This window comes from Peptoniphilus sp. BV3C26, from assembly GCF_000478985.1.
Taxonomy (GTDB): Bacteria; Bacillota; Clostridia; order Tissierellales; family Peptoniphilaceae; genus Peptoniphilus_B; species Peptoniphilus_B koenoeneniae.
This window is the reverse complement of the sequence record NZ_AWXB01000007.1, coordinates 1-19180: the sequence shown is the minus strand read 5'-3', so window position 1 is coordinate 19180 and position 19180 is coordinate 1. Positions and strand designations below refer to the sequence as shown.

Below are 19180 nucleotides of genomic sequence, written 5' to 3'. Positions count from 1 at the left end.
CCTCCTAAAATTCTTTTAAAAATCTGATATCATTATCAAACATCATTCTTATATCAGTGATTCCGTATTTAACCATGGCTATTCTGTCAATTCCCATTCCAAATGCAAATCCAGAATATATTTCAGGATCAATTCCACAGTTTCTAAGAACATTAGGATGAACCATACCGCATCCTAAAAGTTCCATACTCCAGCCAGTATTTCCACAGGCATCACAACCATTGCCATGACACTTTGGACAAGTTACATCCACTTCAAGGCTTGGTTCTGTAAAAGGAAAATAGTGGGGTCTGAATCTTGTTTGCATATCATCTCCAAAAAGTTCCTTAACAAATAAATTTAAGGTATGCGTTAAATTGGCAATACTTACATCTTTATCAATTATTAAGCCTTCCATTTGATGAAACATAGGAGAATGAGTTGCATCAACTTCATCTGGTCTAAATACTCTTCCAGTACAAATCATTCTTAAAGGAGCACCATGCTCTTTCATAGCTCTTATTTGTACAGGAGAAGTCTGTGTTCTAAGTAAAGTATTTTCGTCAATATAAAATGTATCTGAAAGATCTCTTGATGGATGATTTTCCGGTGCATTTAATAAATCAAAATTATTTTCAACGGTTTCAATTTCAGGGCCGTCATATACTGTAAAGCCCATTCTAACAAAAAGACTTTCCAGTTCTTCAAGAGTTTTTATAAGAGGATGAAAATGTCCTACATCAGTTTTGTCAGTTTTTAATGTAATATCAATTCTCTCATCTATTAATCTTTTTTCCAGTTCCTGAGAAGAAAGTTTTTGTTTTTTTTCTTCAATAAGTTCTTCAATATTTTTTCTTATTTCATTAGCTAACGAACCTATAATTGGTCTTTCTTCCTTCGATAATTTTCCCATTTCTTTTAAAACGAGAGTAAGTTCACCTTTTTTACCTAAATATTTAACTCTTAAGTCTTCAAGGCCTTTTAAATTTTCAGTTTTTTCTATTTCAGATGTAGCTACATCTTTTATTTTTAAAAGCTTTTCCTTCATTTTATCCTCCATCATTTAATTAAATAAATTATAGCAAAAGAGCCAATTCATTTCAATTTTATAGAAATTTTATAAGATAATTAGAATCAAAAAAACTCATTGAAGGGGGACTTACAATGAGTTTTTAAAAATTTGTGAATTTTATTAATTAAATCTCTAAATTAATTTCATAATAATAGGCATTAAAATTACCGTGACAAGACCTGTAACAGCTATGGATAAACCACTCATAGCTCCTTGAATTTCTCCAATTTTTCTTGCTTCAGAAGTTCCTACTGCGTGAGACGAAGTTCCTATCGCAACTCCTTGGGCAGTTGGATCTTTTATCCTAAAAGCCTTAATTATTATAGGAGCAATTACAGCTCCTGTTACTCCTCTTAATACTACAAGTACAGCTGTAATGGCTGGATTCCCGCCATATTCCTCCGATAAAGCGATGGCTATTGCGGTAGTTATAGATTGAGGAGCACTTGAAATTATTATACTTTTTTCAAATCCTGCCAACTTATAAGAAATCACTATAAAAAGCATTGCAAGGATTGAGCCTAATAAAGTACCTATAAGAATAGGAAATAAATTCTTTTTTAATTCATCAAGATTTTCATATAGATCTACAACCATAGCAACAGTAGCAGGTGCTATGAAAAACATTATGAAATCTCCGCCCTGTTTATAACTTTCATAAGAAATACCTGTAACTTTTAAAAAAAGTATACACAAGGCTATGGAAATCAAAAGAGGATTAGCTATAGGACTTTTTAATTTTTTATTTAACATTTTTCCAATTTCAAAGGTTGCAAATGTTAAGATTATACCAAAATATTTATTATCTAACATTTTTCCTCCTTTGAAGTAATTCTATTATCTTTCCTGTTACTCCCATTGTAATAGCAGTTCCTAAAACTACTAAAACAATAAGCATTAAAGTTTTTCCCTTAATGGCACTATAACTATTAATAATTCCAACTCCTGCAGGAACAAATAGAATAGCTAAATTTTGAAGTATACCATTTGAAGTTTTCTTAACATCATCTGGCTTTATAATATTTAGGGCAAAAGCAATAAATAGGTAAATCATCCCATAAACTGCTTCTGGTATAGGAAAGTTTATTATATGCCTTGTTGCAACTCCCAGCATTAAACAAATGCAAAGAATAACAAATTCTTTTAAATAATTCATACTTCTCCTAAAATTTAATTTGCCTTAATTTTTTTAACTTCTTCAATAAATAAGGGTAAAATTTTTGCACAATCCCCTACTATTCCAATATCTGCAATTTGAAAAATCGGAGCATCTTCATCTTTGTTAATTGCCAATATGAAATTGGATTTTTCCATTCCTGAAATATGTTGAACTGCCCCACTAACTCCACATCCTATATAAAGTTTTGGAGAAACAATCTTTCCGGATTGTCCAATTTGTGAACTTTTTGGAAGGACTCCATCATCAATAACAGGTCTTGTGCCTGAAATAGGAGCATTAAATACTTTTGCAAGTTCTTCTACTAAAGGATAGATATTTTCACTACTTGCACCTCTTCCGCAAGTTATAATTATAGGAGCATCTTCAAGATTTACTTGAGCTTCCGTAGATTTAACAACCTCTTTAATTATGGCTTTTAAATCTTTTATTTCGTCAACTTTTTCTTCTATGAAAAGTCCTTTTCCATTTAAATCTTCTCTTTTATCAAAAGAACCGCTTCTTATTGTAATAACTCTGGGAGCTTTTTTTATTTTTGACAAAGTTAAAACTGTCGCACCATATGAGGGAGTAACATAATTAATTTCATCATTTTCAAATTTAATATCCATTACATTTGTAATTGAAACTGTATCAAGACTTGCGGCAATATTTGGGGCTAAATCCTTTCCATCAAGACTTCCTGGAATAAAAATATCTTTAACATCATATTTTCCAGCAATTTTTACGATTGCATTTGAAAAATCTTCCATATTGTATGAATTTCTTTCTACAAGGACAATTTTGTCAGAACCTGCCCCCTTTAATTTTGACATTTCATCTTCAGATAATTTTTCAAAAATTAAAGCTATTGACTCAACAGAATGTTCTTTTGCAATTTTACTTGCTTCGGATAAAGATTCCAAGCTCAATTTTATAGGAGCCCCATCTTTAAGCTCTATATAAGTTAATATATTTTTCATTTTTTCCTCCTATAAAACTTTTTGCTCTTTCATTAAAGCAATTGCTTTTTTTACGCTAACTTCAAGATCTTCTTCATTGATTTTAATACCAGCTTTTCTTTTTTCCGGTTCAAAATCTTTTATTTCTTCAAGAATTAAATCTAAGTTTACAGCAACTTCAATATCTTCAATTTTTTGTCTTCTTGCTGCCATTTTACTTTTTATAGTAGGATATCTTGGTTCATAATCAGGTTTTGAAATTGTAAGAACGCAGGGCATTTTTGTTTCAACTTGTCTATATCCTCCGTCAATTTCTTGCTTTGAAATTAATTTTTCTCCTTCTTTATTAATTTCAATTACAGATGTAACCAAGCCAAGGTCTGATTTATTTGCAAAATAAACTCCAACTTGTGAAGCTTCTGCATCTGTAGTTTCTTTTCCGAAACAAATTACATCAAAAGCACCACATTCTTCTTCCAATTTCTTTATTGCTTCTTTTAAAATTTCTGAAATTCCTTTTGTATCAAGATTTCTATAATCATCATATTTAATTAAATATGCCTTATCTGCTCCAACTGCCAAACAATTTTTTAGGGAATTTTTAACATCTTCGTTGCCAATAGAAGCTACAACAACTTGTCCTTCTTCTTTTTCTTTCAATCTTACAGCCATTTCAAGGGAGTAAGTGTCAAAAGCATTTACAACTGGGGTTATCCCTGAAATATCAGCTTTTCCATCTTTTACAGATACTGCTACTGAATCATCTGGAACTTCTTTTATACAAACTAAAATATTCATTATTAACCTCTTAATAGATTATTTGCAACTACAATTCTCAAAACTTCATTAGTTCCTTCAAAAATTTGGAAAATTTTTGCATCACGAAGAAGTTTTTCAACAGGATATTCTCTACTATATCCATATCCTCCAAACATTTGAATTGCATCTTCTGCTACTCTAATAGCAATGTCTGATGCAAAACATTTTGCAATTGCAGATTCTCTATTATAAGTAAGACCTAAATCCATTCTTGTAAGAGCATTTGCAACCATTTGTCTTGCAGCTTCAGTTTTTATATCCATATCTGCAAGTTTAAATTGAAGCGCTTGATTTTTAACTATAGGTTTTCCAAATTGAATTCTTTCATTTCCGTATTTTTTAGCTTCATCAATTCCTCTTTGAGCAATTCCTACTGCAACACATCCCATCCAAGCTCTTGCTTGATCAAGAGTTTTCATTGCAATTGAAAAGCCCTTTCCTTCTTCTCCTATCATATAGCTTGCAGGAATTCTACAATCTTCAAGAACAACATCTGTAGTGTTTGAAGTTCTTATTCCCATTTTATCTTCTTCTTTTCCGGCACTTATTCCCTTAGTTTCTGCAGGAATTAAAAACATGGACATACCTTTTAGTCCCTTTGACTTATCTGTAAGTGCTGTTACACAATAGAAAGATGCAACGGCGCCATTTGTTATAAAGCACTTTCTTCCATTAAGAACATATTCATCTCCATCACGAACTGCAGTAGTTGTTCCTGCTCCTGCATCTGAACCTGCACCAGGTTCTGTAAGACAAAATGCTCCCATACCTCCAGCCATTAATGTATCTGCAACATATTGTTTTTGTTCTTCTGTTCCTGCAATTAAAACAGGTTTCATTCCAAGTCCTGAAGCTGAAATTGTAGTTGCAAATCCAGCATCAGCCTTTGCCATTTCTTCTATAAGTGCAGCAACATCAATTCTTGAAAGTCCTGGTCCGCCATATTCTTCTGGAACTTCAAGAACAAAATATCCTTGTTCTTTTGCTTTTTCGTATAAGTCTTTAGGCCATTCTCCGGTCCTATCAGCTTCTTTACAAGTTTCTATTACTTCTTTTTCGCAAAAATTTTTAACGTCTTCCAATAAATCTTTTGCTTCTTCTGAAATTAAATATGCCATAATTTACCACCTTTATATTTTATTATTTTAAAATTAGATAACTTTTTTACAATTTTTATTAAATAACCTTATCGGGATTTAAAATTAAGTTAGGGTCAAATGCTTTCTTAATTCCTCTCATTAATTCAGTATTTACATCTCCCTCAAAAATATTTAAGAATCTTTTTTTACCGAAGCCTATTCCGTGTTCTCCTGAAATTTGTCCACCAAATTCATAAGCTTTTTTGTAAATATCATTCATAAAAATTTCAACTTGTCTTAAAAATTCTTCTTTTTCCATTTCGTTTGAGCAAGCGTAAATGTGTAAATTTCCATCTCCAGCATGTCCAAAACTTTTAACTTCAAAGTCAAAATCTTTTCCTTTTTCATTTACATATTTTATATAAGCTGCAATCTTGTTAATAGGTACAACTACATCACACTCATCTAAAAGTTTTGTTTGAGCTTCTATTGCTTCCAAGAAAGAAGATCTTGCAGCCCAAGCATCTTTAATTTTAGATGGGGTATCTGCTACAAGGACATCTATTGCTCCTGCATCTAATAGAACTTCTGCAGCTTGTTCAATAATATCGTTTAAATCATCTTCGTTTTCACCGTCAAAAGTTATTAAAAGATATGCCCCTATATCAATTCCTTCGATTGTCTTAGGAAAAGTTGATTTTCCAATATAAAGTTCAGAAAGATTTACAATTTCTTTTTCCATAAACTCTATAGCTTGTGGATTTAAGTAAGCTTTAAATAATTTTGGAATTGTTGAAATACAATCATCTAATTTTTCATAAGGAACTATTAGTGAAATAGTTTCTTTAGGAGCAGGAATAATTTTAAGAGTAAGTTCAGTAATTATTCCAAGAGTTCCTTCAGAACCAATCATTAAATCTTTTAAAGAGTAGCCCGTTGAAGTTTTAGATACACATGCTCCAAAATAAGTTATTTCTCCATTTGGAAGAACAACTTCCATTCCCCTTACATAATTTCTTGTAGTTCCATATTTTACAGCTCTCATGCCACCTGCATTTGTAGAAACATTTCCACCTAAGGTTGCAAACTTTTCACCTGGATCCGGCGGATACATGTATCCCTTGCTTAAACAATCCTGAGCAAGATCATTTAAAAGCACTCCTGGTTGAACCTTTACTACCATGTTTTCTTCATCATATTCCAAAATTTTGTTCATGGTTTGCATATTAAGCATTACACCACTATTAATGGCAACTCCAGCTCCTGTAAGTCCTGTTCCTGCACCTCTTGGAACAACAGGAATTAAATTGTCATTACAAATTTTTACAACCTTTGCGACTTCTTCAGTTGATTTTACATCAACAACAAGTTCTGGTCTTCCCTCGCCATAAATTGGCATTTCATCATGAAAGAAATCAACATTAATTTCTTCACCGACATAAACTTTACCACTGATAGCCTTTTTGATTTGTTCAACTATCTCTTCTGTAACAGAATTATAATTAGCCATATTACCTCCCACAAATTAAAAAATAAATTTTTCTTGTATATATTATATAATTTTAGATTTTAATTTTAACGTTTTCATCTTTGACAAGTCTTGAATAATATGTACATTTATTGACTTTTAGTCAATAAAACAATATAATTTTCTTATCTTTATTTAGGAAATATGGGAGGTTTTTTATATGTTGCCTTATAAGCAAGTTTTTAAAACTTTAACTAATTTAACAAATACTAAGTTGTCAAGCATAGCTTATTCTTTAGGCTATGATGTATCTTATATAAGCAAATGGAACAGTGGAAAAAAATTGCCTTCTTATAAAAACATTTCTGAAATTAATGGAAAACTTTCATCTATATTTTCCAAATCCCTAATAAAAGAAAAAAAGGTCCAAGAATTTTTAGTGACTTTTAATATAAAAAATTCTCAAATTTTAAAAGAAAATACCGAAAAATCTTTGGAAGTAATGATTTATAAATTATTAAATGATGCCTACGACTATACAAATACAGATTCTTATTTGGAAAGTCCTTCAAATACCCATTTTATTTTTAAAAATAATAATGTTGAAAATGAATTTAAAGATATTTTCGAAAAACTCATTCTTGAAAATGACCATCTTGACATTTGGGCAAGTTTTGACATATTAAATTCCAATTCAAGTCTTTTATTTAATGTCATAAAAAATACAGCTAAAAAAAATAATGATATAAATCTGCATTTACTTTGCAGTAAAGAAAATCTTTATAAAATAGATATTTTAAAAACAATTACAGAAAACTCTAAAATCAACATAGAACTTTACCAAAACAATAAAGATATAAATTACAACTTAATTTTAATTAAGGATAAAATGTATATGCTTTTAAACAATGAAAATGAGGATTTCTTTACAATAACTTATGGAAATGAAATGGAAAATCTTTTTGAATTTTCAATTTACATAAATAATTTATTTAAAAATTTCAAAAAAATTATAAGTTTATCTTCACCAGAGCAAATGGCAAAGACAAATTACAGGAAATATTTTTATTCAGATAATGAGTTTTTATTCCTGTCAAATTTTGGTTTTGAATTTTTAATGCCCAATACGCTTATTGATAAAATTTTAAATTCTCTTGATCCTGAAGATGAAGTAAACAGACCTGAAATCTTAGATATAAAGTTTTTATGGGATAAACTTTTTATAAACTCAAAAATAGACTTTATAACTACAAGAACTGCTCTTATAAACTACTTTGAAACGGGAGAAATTTTATACTGTTCTAAAAATCTAAAACTTAATTCTCAAGATATAAAAGACCAATTTAAAAATATAATTTTTGCTATGAAAAACAATAAAAATATTAACTTTTATATTATTAATGACGAGCGATTCTTAAAACCATCAGGTCTTGATAAGTTTAACTTTTTCGTAAATGAAAATAATATGTATTTTAAGAAAGTAAATTTAAAATCGTCACTTTCCCCTATTTCTATAGTAAGCGATGTAAAAATCCACAAAAATATATCTGAAATTCTTCACAAAATGATAGAAAGCTCTTGTTGTAAAAAATATAATGCTTCCGACATTGAAAAAGTTTTTCAAAAGTATTGGGATGTATTTTATAAGATTCCAAAAAAATAAAAGCCTATAAAGGCTTTTTTTATTTGTAAATAAAAAAAGGACTGTAAAATTTTACAGTCCATGGAGGCGACAACCAGATTCGAACTGGTGATAAAGGTGTTGCAGACCTGTGCCTTACCACTTGGCTATGTCGCCTTAACAATATAAATGTTATCATAAGGGCAAAATCTTTTCAAGAAGAATCTTTACAATTTATTTAACTTAAATTTATAAGCCTAACTTTTTTTATTTTTAAAATAAAAAGTCGGATTATTTCCGACTTAAATTAAAATTAATATTCTTTTTTAATGACTCATTTAAAGAAATAAATAAACCGCTGTAAATTGGAATTGAAACAATTTGTTTTATAAAAGCTTTTGCCGCATAGTAATAAAATGTATTCTTCCCATATAATATTGATTGAAAAAATGGAGCCATAATTACAGAAGTAATCATTTGACCTATAAAAACTCCAATTAAAACTGAAAAAAATCTGTAATTGGGATATTTGTCCTTAAATAATCCTGTAATAATAGCAGGAATAAATCCTGTAAGAGCACTGGTAAGTGTAAATAGTATATTATATCCCCCTGATGACGGCCTTACTATAAAGGCTAAAACATCTGATACTCCTCCAACTATAAATCCGTTCACTGGACCAAGGACAAGTCCGGAATAAATAATTGGAAAACCACCAAAAGATATGCTTCCAAAACGCATTGTGTTAATTACAACGCTAAGAGCTATAAATACGCTCATATAAGTTATTGTTCTTGTGCTTCTGAATTTAGTAGATTCTTTTTTTTCAATTTTAATTTTTGAAATAAAGTATGCAATAATTCCAATTCCTATTACAATTAAAGCACCATATTTAATTAAAAAATTATGATAGTTTTCTACTAAGGGCTTTAACTTCTCAAGTTTTTCAGCTTTCATTTTTCCAAATATAGGATGTTTTATTTGTAAAATAATCCCTATTGCAATGGAAAGTGATGCATAAAAACCAGCCCATTTTTCTTCCGACAGTCTTGCAGCAAATAATACAAGTATAAGTGCCGCAATAATACCTAAGTAAACCTTAGGAGACCCTAGTGTTACTGTACTTACAGTCATGGTTAAAAACACTGAAAGTCCATACATAAAAATTTTAAAAATAGTCTTCATTTTACCCTCCTTAAAAAGCCTAAAGAGGAAAGTGAACGCGATTATAGAAGGCCAAATTGCTATGTAAAGATCAACGTCCCATATCTTTACTCTATCTATAACCTACCCTTTAGACAAAATTAGACTAAAATTATTATAACAAAATAAATTCTATATAAAAAGTAAAAACACATCCTATGGGATGTGTTTTTTATTTTAGGTATTACTTATGGGATGACTTTTTGTCATGAAATAATTATACCACTATTAAAAATTTTTTCAATAAATTATGTTACTTTATTTCTTTTTTGATTTGTATCTTGTTTGTGAATTTAAAATTTTCTTTCTAATTCTAAAACTTTGAGGAGTAATTTCTATAAGCTCATCACTTTCAATAAATTCCAAAGCTTCTTCTAAGGTCATGTGCTTTGCAGGAGATAATTTTAAAGCTTCATCAGAACCTGATGCTCTTACATTTGATTGTTTCTTTGTCTTTGTAACGCTTACTTCAAGTTCAACTCCCTTTGGTGATTCTCCCACAACTTGTCCTTCATAAACTTCATCTCCCGGTTCAACAAAAAGTGTTCCCCTGTCTTGTGCATTGTGAAGACCATAAGCTGAAGCAGTTCCAGTATCAAAAGATACAATTGACGCATCAACTCTGCGAGGTATATCGCCTTTATACGGCTCATAGGAATCAAAAATTGAATTTAGTATACCATTACCCTTAGTATCTGTTAAAAACTCGCTCCTATAGCCTATAAGACCTCTTGCAGGTATCTTAAATATAAGCCTTGCATATCCCCCTGAAGGTTCTTGCATAGTTACAAGTTCTCCTTTTCTTCTGCCTAATTTTTCAATTACACTTCCAACAAAATCATTTGAAACATCTATTGTAACTATTTCCATAGGTTCCATTTTTTTGCCGTTAACTGTGTGGAAAAGTACTTCCGGTTTTGAAACTTGAAATTCATAACCTTCTCTTCTCATGTTTTCAATTAAGACAGAAAGATGAAGTTCTCCACGTCCTGAAACTTTAAATGAATCCGTTTGATCAGTATCTTCAACTCTTAAAGACACATCTGTTTGAAGTTCCTTATAAAGTCTTGAACGTATTTGTCTTGAAGTTAAAAATTTTCCTTCTCTTCCTGCAAAAGGAGAGTTATTTACAGAAAAATTCATAGAAATTGTAGGTTCTGAAATCTTTACAAATTCAAGTGGTGTAGGATCTTCAAGACTTGTTATAGTATCTCCTATATTTATTCCTTCGATTCCAGTTACAGCAACTATAGATCCACTTCTTGACGTGTCTGTTTGGACTCTATTAAGCCCTTCAAATTCATAAATATTTGAGATCTTAACTCTCTCTTTTCTATTTTCATCCAAGGCGTTCACAATAAAAGCAGAATCATTAGTTGAAATGGTTCCTCTTTCAATACGACCTATACCAATTCTTCCCACATAATCATTGTAGTCAATAGTCGAAATTAAAAGTTGAAAAGGTGCATCATCATTAGATTTTGGAGCAGGAATATAATCAATAATAGTTTTAAACAAAACTGACATGTCTTCCCCTTGTTTATCTAAATCAAGACTTGCAGTTCCCTGCTTTGCAGAAGTGAAAACAAAAGGACATTCAAGAATTTCTTCGCTTGCTCCAAGTTCTATAAATAAATCTAAAACCTCGTCAATAACAACTTTAGGTCTTGCATCAGGCCTGTCTATTTTATTTATGCAAACTACAACAGGCAGATTAAGTTCAAAAGATTTTTTTAAAACAAATTTTGTTTGAGGCATGGGACCTTCAAAAGCATCAACTAACAATACAACACCTTGAACCATTTTTAAAACACGTTCAACTTCTCCACCAAAATCAGCATGTCCGGGAGTGTCTATAATGTTAATTTTTATTCCATCTTTCATAACCGCCGTATTTTTAGAGAGAATTGTGATCCCTCTTTCTCTTTCAATATCATTTGAATCCATTACTCTTTCTTGAACGGCTTGATTTTTTCTGAAAACCCCTGATTGCCTTAAAAGTGCATCTACAAGAGTTGTCTTGCCGTGGTCAACGTGAGCAATTATAGCAATATTTCTTACATCATCTCTTAATTTCATATTTCCTTCTTTCTATAACTTTAGCTTTATAACAAATTATAAAATTTTACTTACTAATAATACTTAGCTATTTTACATTTTATAACTTGTTTTGTAAACAAAAACAATAAAAAAAGCCCTTATTAGAGCTTTTTTTTAACAATAACTTCATTATTATTAAGAACAAGGCTGTCTGTTAAAGCCTTTACTAATAGAAGTCCCCGTCCTGAACATTTAAGATTTTTAAAATCATAATCATTAAAATTATAAGTTATGCCGCAGCCTTCGTCTTTAACTTTAATAACTATTGAATCTTTAAGAAGATTCACACTTAAGTACACATTTTTTAAACAATCTTTATTATTGCCATGTAATACGCTATTTATTATTAGTTCATCTAAAATTAATTTAATGTCAAATAATGTGTCCTGATTAAAAATGAAGTTATTTAAATCATACATCATTGAATCCAAAAATGGTTTAACCTTGCTCAAGTCACTGTTGACGGAACCTCTAAACTTATAAATTAAATCCATGAAACCCTCTCCATCTATGTTTTTAATACCCCTCATTTATAAAATAAAACATGATTTTTTACAAAATAATTGTGTTTTCAAAACTTTATTTTTATAAAGCCTTGTTTACAAAAGTTTATGTCATTGCTATACTTAAATTATAATAATCTGAAAGGAGATTTAGCTATGCAAAAATATGAATGCCAATTATGTGGATATATTTATGATCCCGAACAAGGCGATGAAGATAACGGCATTAAAGCCGGAACACCTTTTGAAAACCTTCCTGAAGATTGGGAATGTCCACTTTGCGGAGCTTCAAAAGATGATTTTGAACCTGTAGAAGAATAATTAATATTCTAAAGCCCTCTTAGGGCTTTTTTATTTTGCAATTTTTAAAATTATTTTTGCAATAAAAAAAGACCTGTTAAACAGGTCTGGTCGGGATGAAAGGATTTGAACCTTCGACCCCATGCACCCCATACATGTGCGCTACCGGGCTGCGCTACATCCCGCCGTGAATAAAATAATATAATAAGTTTAAAAATAATGCAAGCATATTTTTTACATAAAAAAAGAAGTAATTTAATTGGATTTTAATTACTTCTTTTTAATTTGAATTTTAATTTTCGAAACTTAAAATTGCATTTCTAATATGGTCTTCATCAATTCCATAATATTTAAAAACTTGTGAACCTGGTCCTGATTGGCCAAATTCATCAATTCCTATATTAATTCCATCAAGACCTGTATATTTTTCCCATCCAAATGTACTTGCAGCTTCAACTGAAATTCTATTTCTGCAAGATGAGGGTAATATCATTTCTCTATACTCTTTTGTTTGAGCTTCAAAAAGTTCTCTTGAGGGCATGGATACAACTCTTACTCCATCAAAATCTTTTGCAGCCTTAATTGCAAGTTCAACTTCAGATCCTGTTGCAATTATAATAGTTTTTAAATCTTTTGCTTCTTTTTTTATAATATAAGCACCTTTTTCACTATCAAGAGAAGAATTTAAGTTAGGAAGTTTTTGTCTTGATAGTATTAAGCAAACAGGAGTTGACGTTGAAGAAAGAGCTACTTTCCATGCAACAGCAGTTTCCTTACCATCACAGGGCCTAAATACTATGGTGTTTGGAATGCTTCTAAGCATAGGTAAATGCTCTATAGGTTGGTGAGTAGGTCCATCTTCTCCAACTCCTATGGAATCGTGGGTTAAAATATAAATGTTTGGAATTTGTTGAAGGGCTGAAAGTCTTATAGCACCTTTCATATAGTCTGAAAAGACTAAAAAAGTTGCCCCATAAGATTTTAATCCTCCATGTAAAATTATCCCGTTACTTATTGCAGCCATTCCATGTTCACGAACTCCGAAATTAATATTATTTCCCATGGAATCTTCTGCTGAAAAATTATTTGAATTTTTCATATTTGTATTGTTAGAAGGAGCAAGGTCTGCGCTTCCTCCAAATAGATAATTAACTTTTTCTGCAATTCTATTTAAACATTTACCTGAATAAGCTCTTGTTGCAAGATCTTCATCAAATTTATAATAATCTTCATCTTCAAAAATGCTTAAATCAAATTTACCATTAAAATTATCAACTAATTCCTTATATTTTTCTGGATACTTTTCTTTGTAAAGTTCCTCAGTCCTCTTCCAAGCGTCGTAATTTATGGATAAATTTTTAATTTTTTCTTGGAAATTTTTTCTAACTTCTTCATCTACATAAAAATCTTCATCGGGAAATCCAAAAAATTCCCTGGTCTTTTTAATATTTTCAAGTCCCAAAGGAGCTCCATGAACTTTTGCATTACCTTGTGCTGGAGATCCATATCCTATTGTTGTATTTATTTTAATTATTGTAGGTCTTTCATCTTTTTTTGCTTCTTCTATTTGTTCAGAAATTTCCCTTAAAGAATTTCCATCCTTAACTTCTAAAGTTTGCCATCCCAATCCTTCAAATCTTTTTAAAACATCTTCTCTAAAGGCTAAATCAGTGTTACCTTCAATAGTAATTTTATTTGAATCATAAAGAACAATTAACTTTCCTAAGGATAAGGTTCCTGCAAGAGAGCAAGCTTCGTTGGAAATTCCTTCCATTAAATCTCCATCACCGCAGATAACGTAAGTGTAATGGTCTATTATTTTATATTCAGTGTTATAAATTGCAGCTAAATGTCTTTCAGCCATAGCCATTCCAACTGCCATTGAGATACCTTGTCCTAAAGGACCTGTTGTGGCTTCAACACCTTTAGTGTGTCTATATTCCGGATGCCCTGGAGTTAATGATCCTATTTGCCTGAAATTTTTTAAATCTTCTATACTTAGTCCGTATCCGAATAAATGTAATAAGGAGTAAAGCATTGCACTACCATGCCCTGCAGACAAAATAAATCTATCTCTATTAATCCACTTTAAGTCATTTGGATTGTGATTCATATGATTTGCCCAAAGTTCATAAGCCATTGGAGCACAACCTAAAGGTAGTCCTGGATGGCCGGAATTTGCTTTTTGAATTTGGTCAATTGATAACATTCTTATAGTATTTACTGAGCGTTCTTCAATATTCATTTTTCCTCCTCATTTTACAGAATTTTTATCAAATAAAATATTTAAAATAAATTTTGGAATTGCCATTTGTCTTTTAATTCTCGATGGTTCACTTAAAAGTCTATAAAGCCATTCAAGATTTAACTTTATAAAAATTTTAGGGGCTCTCTTGCTATTTCCCGAAAGAATATCCATAACTCCCCCATTTCCAATAATAATTTTGGAATTTATTTTATCTTTATTTTCTTCAATCCAAAGCTCTTGCTTAGGAAAACCCAGACCTAAAAAAATTATATCAGGCTTAAGTTTATTTATTTCCTCAATAACTTTTTTTTCTTCCTCATGTCCTGGCATACCCAAATGTGTACCCTTAAAATATCCATGATGATATCCCTTTATATTTAAAGCCGGAAATTTTATTTTAATATTCTCAGCAGCTTTTTCACTTATTCCAGGTTTACCCCCTAAAAGATAAAGAGAATATCCATTTTCCTCAGCAATTTTTAAAAGTTCCATAGATAAATCAAATCCGGTTACCCTTTCCTTTAAAGGTTTTTTTCTAATTTTAGACCCATAAATAAGTCCAATGCCATCGGGAATAACCAAGTCTGCGCTATTTACAATATTTCTTATATTTTCATGATCTTTTGCTGCCATAACAATTTCAGTGTTTGGTGTTATAACAGTATGAAGTCTATCTTCTTTTAAAAAACTTTTAACAAGATCAGAAGCTTCATTAAAAGTTATATTATTTATATTAACTCCAAAAATATTTACATAATCCATTTTTCACCTAATTTAAAATTTTTGCAACCGCTAAATTGTGTTTAGAAGTTAAATTTAAAAATTTTCCAAGATTTGAAATAGTTTCTTTTCTTAAATAATCTATATTAGATAGAGAAGACAAGATTTCCTCTGCCAACTTTTCTCCATCAAAATCTTCCACATGAAAGTTTGTAGGTCTTTTAAGCTCTCGTAAAAATCCATCAATCTTAGGATCATAAGATATACCTATGGGATAAACTCCCATTAAAGTTGAGAAAATCAAACCATGAAGCCTCATGGAAACCATTAAATCCATATTGCCTACAAGGGATAAATATTCATCAACATATAAGTAATTTTCAACTAAGAAGATGTTTTTGTAATCAATTTTAAGTATATCATAAATTTTCCTGGCAATTTCAAGATCAACATGATAATAAAAGGGAATTAAATAAACATCATTGCTATTATCCTGTAAAACAATTTTTAAAGCTTTAACAGCTTCTTCAATTGTCCTTTGGCCATTATCTTTCCAATTAATAAAATTTGCTCCAACTTTTTTTCTGTTCTTATTTGGATTTAAAGAATCTATAATTTTTTTTCCACTTTCAAGGGAAGGTTTTTCAATTCCAAAGACCGTATCCGTAGTAACTAAAATATCTTTTTTTACCCCTAAATTTATAAGTTCATCCCTGCTTTTGTTATCTCTAACATTAATAAAATCAACCCTATTTAAAATAAATTTTGTTAAAAATCTATTTAATTTTAAATTTATAGGTCCTATGCCTTGAGAATAAATAAAGACTTTTTTTCTAAAAATCTTGGCAATAAAAATAATAAAAAGGTAATAGAGAATACTTCTTTTGCTTGTAACATCCTGCAAAAGAGAACCTCCCCCTGAAATCAGCATATCACAAGTAAAAATTGCTTTTAAAACTTGAAAAATATTGGATCTATCTTCAGCTTCTACCTTATATTTTAATTTTGTCCAATCGGGATTTTTGCTTAAAACAAGAATTTCCGAATCTGTAACAGCTCCAACACCGTCTAAAAGCCCTTTTAAAATAGCTTCATCACCTATATTATTGTAACCGTAATAACCTGAAACAACTATTTTACTTGTCAAGTCTTTCATATCCCCTTCTGGCAATTTCATAAATTAAAACAAAAATTAAGGCAACAAAGATTGAAAAAATAAATTCAATTCCTATTCTCATAAAAGAAACTGAAATCGGAGTTCTTATATGAGAAAAAGTATTTACAATATCTGCCTGCCCAATAGTAATTAGAACTACAAGGAAAAATTCCATAAACTTTCCTTTTTTCTTATAAGCTAACCAAATCATACTTATTACTGCAGGATATCCTAAAAGAACAGCCTTTGTTCTTGGTCTTGCAGGAGTATATTTTTCAAGAGCGTTTCTAAATAAAACTTCTATTCCAGGAATTTTTGTACTGGAATTTCCTCCCCTTAGTAAGAAAATACCAAGAAGACCAACTAAAACTCCAAACAAAATTGCCTGCCACATCTTAATGTTGGAAGCTAAAAAATTATTAATTTCATGAATACTTAGTTTATTATCATTATTATCTCTTTTATAACCTATAAAGTATAAGAAAAATAAAACAGATAAAAGAATAGGTAAAAGTTGTGAAATCTTAACTCCCCTAAAAATTACAAGTTCCAAAAGATGATTTGTTCCCGCCAAAAAAGAAACCTCATATAAGGCACCTATCATGGTAATTAAAATAGAAACAAATAAAACCTTAATTCCTCTTAAAAATATATTAAAGTCCGATCTTATCTTCTTGTCATTTTTAAAATCATTATACTTTTTCAAACAATAAGCCAAACTTAAAAGAGGAAAAATTATAATTCCTCCCAGATTAAACAAACTTTCCCCAAGAGAAGTCATCTTATTTAATATGAAAAATAAAATTGCAAGTAAAGTTCCAAACCCAAAAAATGCAGCCTGAGCAAAAATATTTAAATTAAATAAAAAGTTAAGGAGAATAAGTCCACCACCAACAACTCCTAAAGCAGCAGGAGTTTTCATAAAGTTTCTTGGGGCCCACTCATCCATTCCCCTGGCACTGTCTAAAACAAAGCCTCTTTTTTCAAGTCTGTTTATAGCATTATTTATAACATTTGAATAAGCTTCAAGATCTACAATTTTTTTATCATTTTTTACAAAAGGCTTAACCATAACACTGGCAATGTTTCTTTCTGAAATTGCCCTGTAATAAACATTTGTTATTTCTTCTCCATTGTGATGACCTCTAACTTTGTAATCATACTCCGATTGAATATAATCCCAAGTTGAAAACATTCTGAGTTTTTTTACATCACTTCTTCTGATATAAGAAGAAATACCGTCAGATTCAAGATGTCCCCTTTGATTTGAAGCTTCAATCAAAGCAATAGCTATATTTCTTTTATTTAAGCCCTTAATAAAATCATTTACAATTTCAGAATCTTTTTCAGTATCCTTAAAACTTTCCCTTCCCGCAAAAACAAGATAGGTTTGTTTTTTATCCTTTGGAATTTGATCTAAAGTTTCAAAAAACCTATTAAGAACAAATCTTTCATCTTGATAATATTCGTTAATACTCGGTCTTAATAAAACTTTTATACCGTCAACCTTATAAATTTCTTCCAGATAATCCGGATAAAAACCAAGGCCTATAAATTCCAACATAGAAAAATCATTTCCGCCCTTTCCCACAGGAAGACCGAAAGAATCATAAAGCTTTTCTTTTGATTCAACAAAATCAGAAGGACGGCCTTCAATTAAAATTTCATTTTCAGAAATATAATTTATATTTCTCTTATCTTTTAAAGATTCAAAACCTTTTACAATAAAATCAATAGCCTTTTTATCGCCCTTAATTCTAAGATCTTTTCCTTCCAAAGAACTTGTAATATTAATTTCTGGATCATTTTTTAAAGCATCAATAGTTGTCTCATTAAGAGCTATTGTTTTTATTCCCGTAGAAGGAAACTTTTTAAAATATTCTTCCTTGTTCATATCGCTTAAATTTGCAATACTTGAAAGATCATAAAAATCAAAAGCAAATTCAAAATTTTTATAATCTTCTTCTATTTGAAGTCTCTTTTTTACAAAATAGGAAGAAAATAAAAGTCCAAAAGCAATAAACAAAATATATATCAGATTTTTCTTAAAAAACTTATTTTTTATCATAGTATCTCCTTTAACTCTTAGCTTTTCACATTATACTATGAAAAATGAAAATTATAAATAATTTAAAAGTAAAAGGCTTAATAATAGCCTTTTTAAAATTTAATTTAAAAAATTTAAAATGGGTATTATAATAATATAAACAATTTTTAAGGGTGAATTATATGAAAGAAAAATTTATAAAATTTATGACAGGCAGATATGGATTTGATGACTTAAATAGGTTTCTCTCCTGGCTTGTGTTTTTATTAATAATTATAAATTTTTTTATTAAAAAAGTTTTTTAATTTCCATAGCAATAATACTTTTGTTTTTTATGTATTTTAGAATATTATCCAAAGATATACAAAAAAGATACCTTGAAAATCAAAAGTTTTTAGAAATTACAGGACCTTTCAGAAAAAAAATAAATTTAACAAATAGAAAATTTAAAGACAGAAAAACTTATAAGTATATAAAATGTCCCGCTTGTGCTAAAACTATGAGAGTTCCAAAGGGTAAGGGAAAAGTCCTTGTAACTTGTCCCAACTGCAAAAACAAAATGGAAGTGAGAACGTAAAATTTTTTTAAAAAAGTGTTGACAAAAGTTTATTTTTTATTTACAATAACTTTTGTACTCATGCGGGAATGGCGGAATTGGCAGACGCGCTAGACTTAGGATCTAGTTCCAACGGAGTGGGGGTTCAAGTCCTCTTTCCCGCACCAAATAAAAAAAGAGTCGAGATAATC

General features: G+C 30.0%; 17 protein-coding genes and 3 tRNA genes. 4 read left to right on the top strand and 16 right to left on the bottom strand.

Annotated elements, in window-relative coordinates:
- Nucleotides 1–4: 4 nt before the first annotated feature.
- The 7 genes from pheS to HMPREF1253_RS01090 all read right to left on the bottom strand — a co-directional run bounded on the left by pheS (nt 5) and on the right by HMPREF1253_RS01090 (nt 6577).
- A complete protein-coding gene (gene pheS, locus HMPREF1253_RS01120; RefSeq protein ID WP_023054925.1) occupies nt 5–1027 on the bottom strand; it encodes a phenylalanine--tRNA ligase subunit alpha in 1023 nt (340 codons plus the stop codon).
- 156 nt (nt 1028–1183) lie between these two features.
- On the bottom strand, nt 1184–1864 hold the full coding sequence (locus HMPREF1253_RS01115; RefSeq protein WP_023054929.1) for an LrgB family protein: 681 nt from the start codon (nt 1862–1864) through the stop codon (nt 1184–1186).
- A complete protein-coding gene (locus tag HMPREF1253_RS01110; protein WP_023054909.1) occupies nt 1854–2207 on the bottom strand; it encodes a CidA/LrgA family protein in 354 nt (117 codons plus the stop codon). The genes HMPREF1253_RS01115 and HMPREF1253_RS01110 overlap by 11 nt, the downstream gene beginning before the upstream one ends.
- A gap of 14 nt (nt 2208–2221) precedes the next feature.
- The gene (locus HMPREF1253_RS01105) at nt 2222–3190 is read right to left on the bottom strand and encodes an electron transfer flavoprotein subunit alpha/FixB family protein (protein WP_023054912.1); all 969 of its coding nucleotides are present in this window, start codon (nt 3188–3190) and stop codon (nt 2222–2224) included.
- 9 nt (nt 3191–3199) lie between these two features.
- Entirely contained in the window at nt 3200–3967 is a 768-nt protein-coding gene (locus HMPREF1253_RS01100) for an electron transfer flavoprotein subunit beta/FixA family protein (RefSeq protein WP_023054905.1), read from the bottom strand.
- A 2-nt stretch (nt 3968–3969) separates the two neighbouring features.
- Nucleotides 3970–5106: an acyl-CoA dehydrogenase family protein gene (locus tag HMPREF1253_RS01095; protein ID WP_023054920.1), complete on the bottom strand. Its 1137-nt coding sequence runs from the start codon at nt 5104–5106 to the stop codon at nt 3970–3972.
- A gap of 58 nt (nt 5107–5164) precedes the next feature.
- Nucleotides 5165–6577: an FAD-binding oxidoreductase gene (locus HMPREF1253_RS01090; RefSeq protein ID WP_023054924.1), complete on the bottom strand. Its 1413-nt coding sequence runs from the start codon at nt 6575–6577 to the stop codon at nt 5165–5167.
- Between the two features lie 178 nt (nt 6578–6755).
- Here HMPREF1253_RS01090 and HMPREF1253_RS01085 point away from each other — a divergent pair, with 178 nt between their 5' ends.
- Nucleotides 6756–8198: a hypothetical protein gene (locus HMPREF1253_RS01085; protein ID WP_023054910.1), complete on the top strand. Its 1443-nt coding sequence runs from the start codon at nt 6756–6758 to the stop codon at nt 8196–8198.
- Between the two features lie 61 nt (nt 8199–8259).
- Here the strand turns inward: HMPREF1253_RS01085 and HMPREF1253_RS01080 are convergent.
- The 4 genes from HMPREF1253_RS01080 to HMPREF1253_RS01065 all read right to left on the bottom strand — a co-directional run bounded on the left by HMPREF1253_RS01080 (nt 8260) and on the right by HMPREF1253_RS01065 (nt 11953).
- A tRNA-Cys gene (locus HMPREF1253_RS01080) sits at nt 8260–8333 on the bottom strand.
- Nucleotides 8334–8447: 114 nt separating this feature from the next.
- The gene (locus tag HMPREF1253_RS01075) at nt 8448–9341 is read right to left on the bottom strand and encodes a folate family ECF transporter S component (RefSeq protein WP_023054913.1); all 894 of its coding nucleotides are present in this window, start codon (nt 9339–9341) and stop codon (nt 8448–8450) included.
- Between the two features lie 276 nt (nt 9342–9617).
- Nucleotides 9618–11438, bottom strand: coding sequence for a translational GTPase TypA (typA, locus tag HMPREF1253_RS01070; RefSeq protein WP_023054923.1), 1821 nt, complete (start codon nt 11436–11438; stop codon nt 9618–9620).
- Nucleotides 11439–11560: 122 nt separating this feature from the next.
- On the bottom strand, nt 11561–11953 hold the full coding sequence (locus HMPREF1253_RS01065) for an ATP-binding protein (protein WP_023054906.1): 393 nt from the start codon (nt 11951–11953) through the stop codon (nt 11561–11563).
- 165 nt (nt 11954–12118) lie between these two features.
- Here HMPREF1253_RS01065 and rd point away from each other — a divergent pair, with 165 nt between their 5' ends.
- Nucleotides 12119–12283, top strand: coding sequence for a rubredoxin (gene rd / locus HMPREF1253_RS09790; protein WP_023054919.1), 165 nt, complete (start codon nt 12119–12121; stop codon nt 12281–12283).
- An 87-nt stretch (nt 12284–12370) separates the two neighbouring features.
- Here rd and HMPREF1253_RS01060 read toward each other — a convergent pair.
- The 5 genes from HMPREF1253_RS01060 to HMPREF1253_RS01040 all read right to left on the bottom strand — a co-directional run bounded on the left by HMPREF1253_RS01060 (nt 12371) and on the right by HMPREF1253_RS01040 (nt 18454).
- Nucleotides 12371–12447 (bottom strand) — tRNA-Pro (locus HMPREF1253_RS01060).
- A gap of 107 nt (nt 12448–12554) precedes the next feature.
- The gene (tkt, locus tag HMPREF1253_RS01055; protein ID WP_023054931.1) at nt 12555–14507 is read right to left on the bottom strand and encodes a transketolase; all 1953 of its coding nucleotides are present in this window, start codon (nt 14505–14507) and stop codon (nt 12555–12557) included.
- A 9-nt stretch (nt 14508–14516) separates the two neighbouring features.
- On the bottom strand, nt 14517–15272 hold the full coding sequence (locus HMPREF1253_RS01050; protein ID WP_023054907.1) for a WecB/TagA/CpsF family glycosyltransferase: 756 nt from the start codon (nt 15270–15272) through the stop codon (nt 14517–14519).
- A 7-nt stretch (nt 15273–15279) separates the two neighbouring features.
- Entirely contained in the window at nt 15280–16386 is a 1107-nt protein-coding gene (gene csaB, locus HMPREF1253_RS01045) for a polysaccharide pyruvyl transferase CsaB (RefSeq protein WP_036739056.1), read from the bottom strand.
- Entirely contained in the window at nt 16367–18454 is a 2088-nt protein-coding gene (locus HMPREF1253_RS01040; protein WP_023054922.1) for a DUF5693 family protein, read from the bottom strand. The genes csaB and HMPREF1253_RS01040 overlap by 20 nt, the downstream gene beginning before the upstream one ends.
- A gap of 313 nt (nt 18455–18767) precedes the next feature.
- On the opposite strand from HMPREF1253_RS01040, the gene HMPREF1253_RS10330 reads away from it, so the two are divergent.
- Together HMPREF1253_RS10330 and HMPREF1253_RS01030 are read left to right on the top strand one after the other, a co-directional pair.
- Nucleotides 18768–19010 (top strand): hypothetical protein, encoded by a 243-nt coding sequence (locus tag HMPREF1253_RS10330; RefSeq protein WP_023054930.1) that lies wholly within the window; start codon nt 18768–18770, stop codon nt 19008–19010.
- Nucleotides 19011–19072: 62 nt separating this feature from the next.
- Nucleotides 19073–19156, top strand: a tRNA-Leu gene (locus tag HMPREF1253_RS01030).
- Nucleotides 19157–19180 lie beyond the last annotated feature (24 nt).